This window comes from Streptomyces luteogriseus (genome assembly GCF_014205055.1).
In the GTDB taxonomy this organism is placed as follows: Bacteria; Actinomycetota; Actinomycetes; order Streptomycetales; family Streptomycetaceae; genus Streptomyces; species Streptomyces luteogriseus.
This window is the reverse complement of the sequence record NZ_JACHMS010000001.1, coordinates 4,491,484-4,503,492: the sequence shown is the minus strand read 5'-3', so window position 1 is coordinate 4,503,492 and position 12,009 is coordinate 4,491,484. Positions and strand designations below refer to the sequence as shown.

Here is a 12,009-nt window from a genome sequence, read left to right as displayed (position 1 = left end):
AGGAGATCCGGTCCGGGAACGCAGACGCCCCCCACGCACCCGCCAGAGCCGACCTACCCTTGCTGCCTTCCGGCCCTGGGGGAGTTCAGTCAGATAGCGCCGCGTGAGGGGCTGCGCCAAGGCTACCTGATGTCGGAGGCGGGAACGAGTTCGCGAGCACTCCTCAACGTCTTGTATTGTTTGCGGCGGAGGATTCGCCTAGAGGCCTAGGGCGCACGCTTGGAAAGCGTGTTGGGGGCAACCCCTCACGAGTTCGAATCTCGTATCCTCCGCCGGATCAGAGGGCCGGACCGCGAAAGTGGTCCGGCCCTCTGGCGTTTCCCGTTCAGGGGGACTTCGCGGCCGTCCGCTTCGCGCTCCTGGCCTTGCCGGTTGCCGTGGCGCTTCGGGGCGCCGCGGTGGGGCTGTTCTTCCGCTCGGGCTTCTCCGCCGGTGCCTCGGTCCGAGACCGTGTCGCCCGCGTCGGTGCGGTCGTCCACTTCAGTTCGATCTCCAGCTCGATCTCCCCATCGCCGATCTCGACCTCCAGCTCGCTGTGCAGGTCGTCGGGGATGCGCAGCCCCAGCGTTCCGAGGCCGAATTCCAGCTCGGCGTCCCCACCCTCCCTCAGCGCGTCTGCGAGTGCCGTGAGCTGGTCGGCGGCTTCCTGGCGTGACAGCGAACGCTTCTGCTCGAACGTGAGGTCCTTCATGAGTGCCCTCCGATGCGGCAACGGCACAAAAGAGTGGATAAGGCCATTTTGGCGCGATGTGGAGGTTGGGACATCCTCATGCGGCCCGCGGGGAGAGACGTACTTTCACGCCCTCGTACTCCGACTCCCACGGCATACCGCTTTCCAGGGTCCGACGCCCCTCGTCGAGCATCGTCTCGCGCACCCGCAGCGCCGAGTCCTTGAGCCTCCGCCACTGCCACTCGGTGTCGAAGGCGCGCCTGGAGCGTTCCGTCGAGTCGACCAGCCACCTGGCGGCCTCGTCCACGCCTTCCACGGACTGCGAGGCCGTGCCGACCCCTTCAAGGTCCCACGTCATCCACAAAGCCACGGCACCAATGTCCCGTTCACCGGCGGCGAGCGCACTCCGAGGCGCGTCCGTGGAACCGGGCTCTTCACGGGTCAGCCGCCCGTCTGCGGGCCCCAGTGCTCGGGCCCCACTCCGCGCCAGTCGATCCACGGCACCTCCGCCACGTCCGCGGGGTCGATCTCCAGGCCGGCGCGGCGGAGGAACTCCGCGACATCGGTCACATTGTGGGCGAGCCCGAGGATCTCGCCGTCCACGCGCACGCGGCGGCCGCCCGAGGGCGACGGTGGGTGCACGATCACGCGAATCGGTCCGGCCATACCTTCAGGATCATCCGGGACGTACGGTCCCGCAGGCCGGCGCGTCACCCGTGGCGCCGCTCGCGCACGCCCCCGGCCGTCCGCCCCAGCTCGCGCAGCTCCCACCACGCCGCCGGGCAGGGCCGTCGCCGCTGCCAGTAGGGGTGGAAGAACGCCTGGACCGACAGCCGGTACAAGCGTCGGCGCAGCTCGGTGCGGCCGGGCCGGTCGGCGAGCTGCCGGTAGGTGGCACTCCACTCCTGTTGCGCCCGGACGAGATCGTCGGGAAACGTTCGCATGGCCGAATTCAATCATGTGTTCGATTTTTTGAGCCAGCGCAACGCTTCTCTTACGTCTCGGTTCGGGCACTGGACGTGGACAGCAGCAGCGCAACGGGCGTCGGTAGGCGCATACTGAGGCCAATGACTAAGCCTGCTGCTCCCAAGCGTCATTTGCCTACCAGCCCCTTCAAGGCTCCGGTCGCCCCCGCTCCCAAGTACTTCGCCGTGGGTGACCAGGTCACGCACGACATGTACGGGCTCGGCCGGGTCATCGGCATCGAGGACGGAATCGCCGCGCTCGTCGACTTCGGTTCGGCGCAAATGCGGATCCTGAGCCCGTACGCCAAGATGACCAAGCTGTAGGACCTCCGTGCCCGGTCAGGGCACGCCTGGCCCCGACCTGGGCCAGTAACGAAAAGAGACCTCTCATCGAACCGACTTCGCTGTTCTCCGCCGTGGAAGGGCAACCCCGCCGTTCCAGCGCGGCGTCGCCGTCTCCGGCGACCAACCCCTTCCAGGCCCCGGACTTCGGGGAGGACGAGACCTTCCCGTTCGACGACGACGTGACGGAGCAGCCCGCCCCGTCCAGGCGTCCCGCGGCGCGCCGCAGGGCCGCCTAGTCCCCAGGGACCCGTCGGTTCCGGGACGGCTGCCCGCCCGTGCGGTCCGATGTCGGCCAGACGTAGGGCAGATCGTCGGGGACGTCCGGGAAGAGGGTCGCGTAGGTCTCGGGGGCCTTGCGGACCAGGGCCGAGCGGTGGCTTTCGTGGAAGGGGCCGTCGCCGAGCCAGGGTGGCAGTTCGCCCTCTGCGGCCAGTCGGTGCTGGTCGCGGATCGGGGCGTGGGGACGGGTCGCCGCGAGGTCGGCCACGAGCGTCGCCGCGCAGGTGTCCTGGTGACCCTGTTCGCGCCAGACGCGGCAGATCTCCAGGCCGTAGCGGACCAGCGCCTCCTCGTAGCCGAGCCACATCTTCACGGCCGGGTGGCGGCGCCACCCGTAGCCGGGGACGACCAGGCCCCGCAGGACCTGCAGCGCCTCGACGCGCTGTTTGCCGAGCCGGCGGCGGTCGAGGGCCAGGGCCGTGGTGCGGAAGTCGGGGTAGGGCAGGAAGGTCTGCATGCCGTCCTCGGTGATCCTTACCGTGTCTCGGTGCGCGCGCCACGCCGACCGAGGGCCAGGCCCAAGCCGATCATGGCGATGCCCAGGACGAGGTGGAGCCAGTCGTCCGCGGTGTTCAGCGGCACGAAGTTGGCATCGCTGTCATGGCCGACCGACAGGCCGTACACCCACAGCACCAGGTAGACGGCGCCGCCGACCAGCAGGTACGCGTACGCCCCGGCGGCCGTGCCCGCGAGGATCAGCCCCGTGAGGCCGTAGGCCAGGTGCACGAGGTTGTGCAGGATCGACACCTGGAACAGGGCGAACAGTTCGGCGCCCGACTCGTGCGAGGCGAACTCCAGCGAGCCGTAGTCGGTGGTGACGCCGGGGATGAAGCCCAGCGCGCCGACCACGACGAAGACCAGGCCGAGCAGCAGGGCGGCCTGCTGGACGGGGGCGCGGGCGGCCCGGTGGGACGCGGGTGTGCTCATGACCGGTGGCTCCTCACGCGGGGGGCAGGGTCTGTTCCGCCCAGATGGTCTTGCCCGCGGCGCTCTGGCGGGTGCCCCAGCGCTCGGTCAGCTGGGCGACGAGGAGCAGACCGCGGCCGCCCTCGTCGTAGGTGCGGGCACGCCGCAGGTGCGGAGCGGTGTTTCCGCCGTCGGAGACCTCGCAGATCAGGGTCGAGTCGTGGATCAGGCGGAGTTGGACCGGCGGCTCGGCGTGCCGGATGGCGTTGGTGACGAGCTCGCTGACCACCAGTTCCGTGACGAACTCGGCGTCGGAAAGGCCCCACCGCTCCAGTTGCGCCACCACGTCCTTGCGGGTCTGCGCGACCGCGGACGGGTCGGACGGCACCGACCAGGTGGCGACCTGCCGGGCGTCGAGCGCGCGCGTACGGGCGATGAGCAGGGCCACGTCGTCGGCCGGGCGCTGCGGCAGCAGCTCGGCGAGGACCGTGTCGCACAGGGCGTCCAGCGAGGCCGCAGGGCGGGCCAGGGCCTTCCGCAGCCGGTGGACGCCGGTGTCGAGATCCCGGTCGGGGGTCTCGACCAGGCCGTTGGTGTAGAGGGCGAGCAGGCTGCCCTCGGGGAGGACGACCTCGGTGGCCTCGTACGGCAGGCCGCTCACGCCCAGCGGGGGCGCGGCCGGGAGGCCGACGAGGTCGACGGTGCCCTCGGGGCTCACCACGGCCGGAGCGGGATGCCCGGCGGCGGCCAGGGAGCAGCGTCGCGTCACGGGGTCGTAGACGGCGTACAGGCAGGTGGCCCCCACGTCGCTCGAGGTCTCGGTGGACCCGGCCGGCCTCCCCCCGGTGTCGCCCTCCTCCTCGGTGTTCAGGCGGGCGACCAGGTCGTCGATGTGGGTGAGCAGTTCGTCGCAGGGCAGGTCGATGTCGGCCAGTGTGCGGACGGCCGTGCGCAGCCGCCCCATGGTCGCCGACGCGACCAGGCCGTGGCCGACCACGTCTCCGACGACCAGGGCCACCCGCGCGCCCGAGAGCGGGATGACGTCGAACCAGTCCCCGCCGACGCCGGCGTGGGGGACCGCCGGGAGGTAGCGGGAGGCGACCTCGACGGCCGCCTGCCGGGGGAGCCGTTGCGGCAGCAGGCTGCGCTGGAGTGTGACCGCGGTAGCGCGCTCGCGGGTGTAGCGGCGGGCGTTGTCGATGCTGACCGCGGCCCGGGCGGCCAGTTCCCCTGCCAGGACCAGGTCGTCGTGCTGGAAGGCCTCCTGGGTGCGGTGCCGGACGAAGAAGGCGACGCCCAGCGTGGTGCCGCGGGCCGCGAGCGGCACGGCCATCACGGAGTGGATGCCGAACGCCCGGACCCGGGCGGCGCGGGCCGGGTCGCGGGCGAGCCAGGCGGTGAACGCCGGGTCGGTCACCTCGTGCAGGGCTGGGCGTTCGGTGCGCAGGCTCTCGAAGGGCATCGAGCCCGCCGGGTAGGAGCCCACCGCGCCGGCCGCCACGGCCGACTCCGGGGTGCCCGGGATGACCGACCGCAGCGCCACCCGGCGCAGCAGCAGCGGCCCGTCCGCCGGAACCGCCCGCTCGGGCGGCTCGGGTGCGTCGTCCAGCGCGGCCAGCAGATCGACGCTGACGAAGTCGGCCAGGGCCGGCACGGTCACGTCCGCGAGCTCCTGGGCCGTGCGCGTCACGTCGAGTGTGGTGCCGATGCGCCGGCCGGCCTCGGCGATCAGCTGGAGGCGCTTGCGGGCCCAGAACCGCTCGGTCATGTCGTGCGCCGAGAGACAGACGCCCCGGACGGTGCCCTCCTGGTCGCGCAGCGCGGAGATGAAGACCGACCAGGCGTGCTCATGGTCCTCGCCGGGCGCACGCAGGTAGTTCTCCTGGTACTCCGGCTCGCCGGTGCGCAGGACCCGGGCCATGCTGCGTTCCGCCCGCACGCCGGCGTCGTGGTCGATGATCTCGGACACGCGCAGGCCCCGCATCTCCTCCTCGGTGAGCGCCGTGGACCGCTCCATGTCTGCGTTGGCCCGGCGCAGCCGGAGCCGGGTGTCGTAGATCGCCTGGGCGCAGCACGGGGACTGGGCGAAGCTCCAGCTCACGAGGGAATCGTCGAGACCGGCCGGTGGCTGCCGGCCGCTCCGGGCGGAGACGATGAGCCAGGCGGGGGCGTCGGCGCCGGGTGGCCTGTGGTGGGCGAGGATCCCGACCGTCAGTTTCCGGCCGTCGCGGTGTCGGAGCGCCACGTCGCCGTTCCAGCGGGGCAGCCCGGCGAGCGTGGGCAGGCCGCCCCGTACCGGGATCGGCTCGGCCAGCAGATCCGCCGCACGGCGGCCGGCCAGTTGCCCGGCCGAGTACCCGAGGAGCAGCTCGGCGCCCTCGTTCCAGCCGGTCACGGTGCCCTGTTCGTCGAGGGTGACCCGGGCCGTGAGGGATGCGTCGACGAGGGATTCGAGGACGTCCGGTTCTTCTCCGAACGACCGGCCGGCCCGGCCGACGGTGACGGGCTGTTCCATGATCGGTCATCTCGCTCTCGGAGGGGAATCAGCCGTAACCCCGGATTTGCACAGTTATCACCTGGTTACCCCGATTGGTGCGGGTCTCACCGTGCCGTCCCGGCCGGGAGGCGGAGCCTGCCGCCGCCGGGCCCGGGTAACCGCTCCCCCATGGGTCAGATCCTCGTGGGCACGTGTTCCTGGACCGACCGGGCGCTGGTCGGCAGCGGCTGGTACCCGCCGGGGCGGCGGGACGCCGAGGGGCGGTTACGGCATTACGCCGAGCAGTTCCCGGTCGTCGAGGTCGACGCCTCGTACTACGCGCTGCCGGGCGAACGGAACAGCCGGTTGTGGGCCGAGCGCACGCCGAACGGGTTCGTGTTCGACGTGAAGGCGTTCTCCCTGCTCACCGGTCATCCGACCCGGGAGGCGGTGATGCCGGACGGGTTGCGGGCCGACTCCCGGGACCCGGAGGTGGTCGACGAGGTGTGGGCCCGGTTCGCGGCCGGGATCGAGCCGCTGCGGGAGGCCGGGCGGCTCGGGAGCGTGCTGTTCCAGTTCCCGCCCTGGTTCCGGCCCGGGCAGCGGGCGGAGGCATTCCTCCGGGAGTGCGCGGAGCGGACCGAAGGCTGGCCCGTCGCCGTCGAGTTCCGGCACCCCTCCTGGTGGGAGCCGGGGCAGGACGAGGCGACCGGCGCGCTGCTGACCCGGCACGGCATGGCCGCGGTCGCCGTCGACATGAACCAGACGCTGCCCTCCTCCGTCCCGCCCGTCACGCCGGTGACCTCGGCCCGGCTCTCGGTGGTCCGGTTCCACGGCCGCAGCACCGCGTGGGGCACCGGCAGCAAGGAGGACCGCTTCCGGCACGCCTACGACGAGGACGAACTCGCCGAGTGGCTGCCCCGCGTGCGCCGGCTGGCCGAGCGGACCGAGCAGGTCCACGTCCTGTTCAACAACTGCTGCGGTGACGCCGCCGTCCGCGCCGCCGAGACCATGACACGGCTCCTCGGCGACGACGTCTCGGCGGAAGGCGCGGTGGCGGCGCGGCTGCCTAGGGCCTGACCCGCACCCGGCGTTCCACCGACACCTGGTCCACGTCCGACACCCGCACGGTCGTCTTCATCGTCCAGTTCCCGGCGAGCGGCAGGTTGACGGCGTTGGTGCTCCAGTAGCCGCCCCGGTCGGTGAGTTCGGCGTCGATCGGGCCGACGTCGCGGGAGGGCAGGGTGAAGGTGATGCGGACCTCGGGGACCACGACGATGCCCGTGTCGGAGCCGTAGACGATGGCCTGTATGCCGTTCTCGCCGACGCGGGCCGGGTCCAGGCTGATCTGCACCTTGCCGCTCCCGGTCACGGATCCCGTGCCCGTCTCGAAGGGCACGGTGATCTCGGTCGTGGGCGGCAGCGCCCCCACCGGCGCCTGCTGGGCCGCCTCGGCCTGGGCCCGGCTCGGAAGGGTGCCCGTGAGCACGGTCGTGATCATCAGCACCACGGCGGCGACGGCGACTTCGACCAGGACGGAGCGGCGCAGGCGGCGCCGGATGCCGGGGTCGCCGGATCCCGCCCCCGGCTTCACCGGGCCGCCGGGCGGCTCCGGTTCCCCGGAGGTCGGCCCCGCTTCGCCCGTCTCCCCGGGCGGCGCCGCTGACACCTGTCCTGTCTCGGGTCCCTCGGCGGCTTCGTGGCCTTCCGCAGGCGCGCCGACCGGCTGCGGGACCGGTGCCGGTACGGCCGCCCGGGCCGGAACCGCCGGTGCCGCGATCAGCGCCGTCCAGCGCCGCGAGTACCCGGCCACCAGCAACAGCACGCAGACTCCGACGAGTTTGGCGAGCAGCAGACGCCCGTACGAGGTGCCGGTCAGCGCGGAGAGGGAGCCGAGGCCGCGCCAGGACTGGTAGACCCCCGTGACGGCCAGGACGGTCACCGAGGCGAAGGCGATCCGCGAGAAGCGGGGGACGACCTCCCACAGGTCGTCGCCGGCCGAGCGGCGCAGGGTCAGCAGCAGCGCCACGAGGCCGCCGAGCCAGACGCCGGTCGCCAGCAGGTGCAACACGGACGACGTCATCGCCAGCGGCACCTGGATCCCGGCGGAGGCGTGCTCGGCCGCCGCCCAGGTCAGGGCCAGGGCCGCGGCCAGCGCCGTGCCGATCGCCAGGACGGCGGGCCGCTGCTCGGGGCCACGGCGCCTGGACAGCCGTATCAGGAAGACGGCGGCCAGCAGGAGGACGACCAGCCGGGCGAGCAGGGCCTCGCCCGGGCGGCCGGTCAGCGTGCGGCCGAGGGCGTCGGCGTCGAAGGCGGCGGCCGGGCCCGTGCCCGTCTCGTAGGGGGCGCGCAGCAGGAGCAGGACGACCGTCGAGCCCAGCAGCGTCCACCAGGCGGCCACCAGCGGCCTGCGCAGGGGGGAGGTGTCCGCGGGCCGGCACAGCAGCGCGAACGCGGCCAGGCCCACGAGCAGCGCGGCGGCGAGGTAGGCGAGGTAGCGGGCGGCGTCGTGGAGGCCGCCGGTGAGCGGGTCCTCGATGGGGCCCGTGTCGATCTGTCCCGTGGTCGCGGACGGTTTCCCCACGGAGAAGCTGAAGGCGCCGGAGACGGGGTGGCTGTCGGCGGAGACGACGCGCCAGGCCACCGTGTACGTGCCCTGGGCGAGCTTGCCGGGCAGGCCGACCCGGGCCGTGTCGGAACGGCCGTCCGCGTGGGTGGCCTCGTCGGTGTGGACCCGGCGCTGGTCGGGGCCGAAGACCCGGAAGGAGTCGTCGAGCAGGCCGACCGACTCGGTGAAGGTCAGGGTGACGTGACGGGGCGCCCGCTTGACGACGGATCCGTCGTCGGGGTCGGTGCCGCGGAGGGCGGCGTGGGCGGAGGCGGGGGCTGCTCCGGCGAGGAGCAGTACCAGCACGGTGCCGAGCAGCACCAAGGCTTGGAATCGCCGGGGATGTCCGACATTGCGATCCTCGTTCCGCCGTTGGTCCACGTGGGTCTCCGGGGTCGGGCTGTGCGGCTACGAGTGAAGTACGGACCGGATCGGTGTAGTGCTCACCGGGCTCGGGAGAGGCTCGAGGGAGGTGGAGTGCTCACCGGGCTCAGGAGGCGGGCCCGGACAGCCCCGCGATCTCGTCGGCCACCGCCGGGTAGCGGGCCGTCAGCTCCGCGGCGTCCCCGTGCTCGTAGCCGCCGAACGTGAAGCCGGGTGCCATCGTGCAGCCGAACAGGGTCCACTGTCCGGCCCCCCGCACCCGCCCGCCCATCCAGGTGCCCGCCGGGACGGTGAACTGGACGTGCTGGCCGTGCAGGACGTCCGGCCCGAGGACCACCGTCCTCGTCGTGCCGTCCGGGGCGAGCAGGAGCAGCTCCAGCGGGTCGCCCCGGTAGAAGTGCCAGATCTCGTCCGTCGGCAACCGGTGGAAGGCGGAGAAGTCGCCCGCTGCCAGGAGCGCGACGATCGCCGTGCCCTCCGGCCTGCCGTCGGGGCGTTCGGGGCCGGCCCAGGTCTGGCGGAACAGGCCGCCCTCGCGCGGGATCGGTTCGAGGCCGAAGTGGGCGATGAGGTCCTCTGGGGTCACCCGGGGAACAGTATCTCCCGGTCCAGGAAGGCGAGCTGGGCCTTCTTCTCCGGCAGGTACACGTCCGGGAGGTCGATCTCCGGCAGCACCACCACCGGCCCCGGAGCGAAGCCGAGCTTGAGGAAACGGGCGACCGCCTTCTCGTTGCGCACGTCCGGATCGACCACGACCCGCCGGCGGTCCAGGCCCAGCAGGACGTATCCGGCGACGGCCGTCACCAGCCGGGCCGTCCAGCCACGCTGTCCGCCGCCCGGTCCGGCGGGGGCGAGGAGCAGGTGGACGCCGATGTCGCCGGGGCGGACCTCGTAGCACTCGCTCACCCGGTCGGCCTCCGGCTCGTAGGTCTGGAGGAGCGCGACCGGCTCGCCGTCCCGGACGACGAGGTGGGCGTGGTGGGTGTCGAGCGTGGCCATGTGGGCGTAGATCCCGGCGACCTGTCGTTCGGTCAGCTCGGTCATGCCCCAGAAGGCGGCCCGGTCCTCGCCGACCCAGCGGTGGATCACGGCGGCGTCGGCCTCGGCGTCCAGCGGCAGGACGCGGACGGTGCCGAAGCCTTCGAACGCCTGCTCGTGGACGGGGGTGCGGGAGGCGTACGGGTCAGACATCGGTTTCCTTCTTCAGCCGGGTCCAGTCGGTGACGACCGGGACGAGGTCTCCGGCGAGCCAGCGGGGCAGCTGGTCGCGGTGGTGGGGCGAACCGGGGACGCCCGAGGCGCCGAGCGGGACCACCCAGCGGCTGTCCTCGCGCCGGGCCAGGTCCCAGACGTAGCGGGCGGCCGGGCCGCGGGCGGCACGGTCGGTGACGCCCGGCACGCCCGAGGTGCACAGCACGCAGTCGTGGTCGCCGGACAGCCCCGGTTCGTCGTACGGCTGCTCCGGCTCCAGTGCCCGCCAGGGGGCGAGGTGGTGGGTGTCGCCCCAGACACCGGCCGGCGGGCGCAGGGCCACGTCCTCGACGGCGGCACGGACGGCCGCCGGGCGGTCGATTCCGTAGAGGTCGTCGGCCCGCAGCAGGTGCTCGAGGGCGAAGCCGACCCGGGGGACGAGGGCGAGCCAGGGCCGGAACACCTCCGGGTACGCCGGTGGTGTGGTGAGCGCGGCGAACGCCGGGTGCGCCGCGAGCCGCCGTACGACCGCTCCGCGCACGGCCGCGTAGAGGGCCGCGTCTGCGCTGCCGGCGTCCATGCGGCGGTCCCAGCCGAGGAGTCGGTCCCGGAGGGCGGCGGCCTCGGCGGTGAGGCCGTCGAGGGCGTCGAGGTGGTCCAGGAGAGGGGACGCGGAGGCCAGGTGGGTGTCCGTGTGGAGGGCGGGCATGTCGGCGGCGGACCAGCGCTCCTTGCCCGCGAGCAGCGCGGCGATGCGGGCGGCGCGGTGCGGCGGGGCGAACTCGACGCCGAGGGGTTCGGCCGGGCCGCGCTGGTTGGCCATGACGGCGACGCCGTCGGTGAGTCCGGCGCGCGGCGGCACATGCCAGCCGTGCCACTCGTGGCCGGGCTTCCAGGCGGGCACCACCCGGAGGGAGTTGGCCTCGGCGCGCCGCGGCACCCGCCCGGCCACGCGGTGCAGGACACCGCCCTCGGTGTCGGCCGCCTGGACGACGTTGACCGGCTCGGCCCAGCGGTCCAAGGCCCGGTCCACATCGGTCACCCGGCGGGCGCGCAGCAGCGGCAGCAGCGCACTGAAGCCGAGGTCGCCGGTGACGCGGGGCGGGTAGCGCAGGCTGATCGCCACGGGCGGGGCGAAGGGGTCGGCGGGATCGGCGGAGTCTGCGGGATCGGCAGGATCTTCGGAATCGGCGGGGTCGGCGGAATCGGCCTGGTGGCCGTCGTACGCCAGGTCCGCCGGCTCGCCGTCGATCCCCTCGGGTCCGCCGATGATCACCGGGCCCCTGTCGGTCTCGATCACCTCGACCTCGACCGGGTCCTCGCCCGCCACCTCGACGGTCTCCGTGTGCCGGGACGCCCGCCGCCAGACCCCGTCCGGGCCGAGGGCCTCCACTCCGGCGCCGGTGCGCCGCAGCCGCTCCCGGTAGAGGTCCTGGTAGTCGGCCATGGCGTTGGTGATGGCCCAGGCGACCGTGCCGGTGTGCCCGAAGTGGGCGATGCCGGGGACACCGGGGACGGCCAGGCCCACGACGTCGAACTCGGGGCAGGACAGGTGGATCTGCTGGTAGACGCCCGGGTCCTCGATCCAGCGGTGGGGGTCGCCCGCGATCACGGCCTGCCCGGTCACCGTCCGCTCGCCGCCGACCAGCCAGCCGTTGCTGCCGGAGGTGCCGGGGCCGTCGGTGGCGAAGAGGCCGATGGCGTCCGCGTCCAGGTGCGCGGCGACCTGCTCACGCCAGAGCTTGGCCGGGAAGCCCGCGAAGAGGATGTGGGTGGCGAGCCAGACGCCGAGCGGGGTCCAGGGCTCCCAGCGGCCCGGAGTGAGACCGGTGCGGGCGAACTCGGGGGCGGCGCTGCCGGCCAGACCCTCGTTGACCCCGTCGACGTACGCCCGCACCCACCGCGCGGTCCCGGGGTCCCGTCTCTCGAGGTCCGCGAAGCAGCGTCTGGCGGTGTCGTCGACTCTGGCCCGTCTCGCGAACCGGTCCCAGTCCAGGGCGCTCCCGCCGAGGAAGGCCGCCGAGGTGCCCCGCGCCCGGTGGCGCTCGACCTCCAGCTGCCAGGCCCGGTCGCGGGCGGTGACGAGGCCCTGCGCATGGGCGAGTTCGGCCGCGCTGCCCGCGCGCAGATGCGGAATGCCCCAGGCGTCACGGTAGATCTCGGTGGCCACGCGTGCCCCCTC

General features: G+C 73.2%; 14 protein-coding genes, 1 tRNA gene and 1 other RNA gene. 4 read left to right on the top strand and 12 right to left on the bottom strand.

The window, feature by feature from the left end:
- Window positions 1-20: 20 nt before the first annotated feature.
- An RNA gene (gene ffs, locus BJ965_RS19820) (signal recognition particle sRNA small type) lies at window positions 21-115 on the bottom strand.
- 72 nt (window positions 116-187) lie between these two features.
- Here ffs and BJ965_RS19815 point away from each other — a divergent pair.
- Window positions 188-272 (top strand) — tRNA-Ser (locus tag BJ965_RS19815).
- 53 nt (window positions 273-325) lie between these two features.
- On the opposite strand, the gene BJ965_RS19810 is transcribed toward BJ965_RS19815, so the two are convergent.
- The 4 genes from BJ965_RS19810 to BJ965_RS19795 form a co-directional block, all read right to left on the bottom strand.
- Complete coding sequence (locus BJ965_RS19810) at window positions 326-691, bottom strand: amphi-Trp domain-containing protein (RefSeq protein ID WP_184909870.1); 366 nt, start codon at window positions 689-691, stop codon at window positions 326-328.
- A 76-nt stretch (window positions 692-767) separates the two neighbouring features.
- Window positions 768-1,028, bottom strand: a complete 261-nt coding sequence (locus BJ965_RS19805; RefSeq protein ID WP_184909869.1) for a hypothetical protein — start codon at window positions 1,026-1,028, stop codon at window positions 768-770.
- A gap of 83 nt (window positions 1,029-1,111) precedes the next feature.
- Window positions 1,112-1,336: a hypothetical protein gene (locus BJ965_RS19800; RefSeq protein ID WP_030850309.1), complete on the bottom strand. Its 225-nt coding sequence runs from the start codon at window positions 1,334-1,336 to the stop codon at window positions 1,112-1,114.
- A gap of 44 nt (window positions 1,337-1,380) precedes the next feature.
- Window positions 1,381-1,614 carry a hypothetical protein gene (locus BJ965_RS19795; RefSeq protein ID WP_184909868.1) on the bottom strand — a complete coding sequence of 78 codons (234 nt, stop codon included), beginning with the start codon at window positions 1,612-1,614 and terminating at the stop codon, window positions 1,381-1,383.
- 123 nt (window positions 1,615-1,737) lie between these two features.
- Between BJ965_RS19795 and BJ965_RS19790 the strand changes: the two genes are divergently transcribed.
- Window positions 1,738-1,959 (top strand): hypothetical protein, encoded by a 222-nt coding sequence (locus BJ965_RS19790; RefSeq protein ID WP_030850304.1) that lies wholly within the window; start codon window positions 1,738-1,740, stop codon window positions 1,957-1,959.
- Between the two features lie 92 nt (window positions 1,960-2,051).
- Entirely contained in the window at window positions 2,052-2,216 is a 165-nt protein-coding gene (locus tag BJ965_RS19785) for a hypothetical protein (protein WP_246545930.1), read from the top strand.
- Here BJ965_RS19785 and BJ965_RS19780 read toward each other — a convergent pair.
- From BJ965_RS19780 to BJ965_RS19770, 3 genes are read right to left on the bottom strand one after another with little or no spacing between them, the layout of a single operon-like run.
- On the bottom strand, window positions 2,213-2,716 hold the full coding sequence (locus BJ965_RS19780; RefSeq protein ID WP_184909867.1) for an MSMEG_6728 family protein: 504 nt from the start codon (window positions 2,714-2,716) through the stop codon (window positions 2,213-2,215). The genes BJ965_RS19785 and BJ965_RS19780 overlap by 4 nt on opposite strands.
- A 17-nt stretch (window positions 2,717-2,733) precedes the next feature.
- On the bottom strand, window positions 2,734-3,186 hold the full coding sequence (locus BJ965_RS19775; protein WP_184909866.1) for a DUF4383 domain-containing protein: 453 nt from the start codon (window positions 3,184-3,186) through the stop codon (window positions 2,734-2,736).
- 13 nt (window positions 3,187-3,199) lie between these two features.
- A complete protein-coding gene (locus tag BJ965_RS19770; protein ID WP_184909865.1) occupies window positions 3,200-5,680 on the bottom strand; it encodes an ATP-binding SpoIIE family protein phosphatase in 2,481 nt (826 codons plus the stop codon).
- A 150-nt stretch (window positions 5,681-5,830) separates the two neighbouring features.
- Between BJ965_RS19770 and BJ965_RS19765 the strand changes: the two genes are divergently transcribed.
- The gene (locus BJ965_RS19765; RefSeq protein WP_184909864.1) at window positions 5,831-6,721 is read left to right on the top strand and encodes a DUF72 domain-containing protein; all 891 of its coding nucleotides are present in this window, start codon (window positions 5,831-5,833) and stop codon (window positions 6,719-6,721) included.
- On the opposite strand, the gene BJ965_RS19760 is transcribed toward BJ965_RS19765, so the two are convergent.
- The 4 genes from BJ965_RS19760 to BJ965_RS19745 form a co-directional block, all read right to left on the bottom strand.
- A complete protein-coding gene (locus tag BJ965_RS19760) occupies window positions 6,711-8,573 on the bottom strand; it encodes a copper resistance CopC/CopD family protein (RefSeq protein ID WP_184909863.1) in 1,863 nt (620 codons plus the stop codon). The two genes, BJ965_RS19765 and BJ965_RS19760, sit on opposite strands and share 11 nt — an antisense overlap.
- A gap of 169 nt (window positions 8,574-8,742) precedes the next feature.
- On the bottom strand, window positions 8,743-9,222 hold the full coding sequence (locus BJ965_RS19755) for a cupin domain-containing protein (RefSeq protein WP_184909862.1): 480 nt from the start codon (window positions 9,220-9,222) through the stop codon (window positions 8,743-8,745).
- The gene (locus BJ965_RS19750; protein ID WP_184909861.1) at window positions 9,219-9,827 is read right to left on the bottom strand and encodes a GNAT family N-acetyltransferase; all 609 of its coding nucleotides are present in this window, start codon (window positions 9,825-9,827) and stop codon (window positions 9,219-9,221) included. Before BJ965_RS19750 ends, BJ965_RS19755 begins: the two co-directional genes overlap by 4 nt.
- On the bottom strand, window positions 9,820-11,997 hold the full coding sequence (locus BJ965_RS19745) for a penicillin acylase family protein (protein WP_184909860.1): 2,178 nt from the start codon (window positions 11,995-11,997) through the stop codon (window positions 9,820-9,822). The genes BJ965_RS19750 and BJ965_RS19745 overlap by 8 nt, the downstream gene beginning before the upstream one ends.
- Window positions 11,998-12,009: the final 12 nt, after the last annotated feature.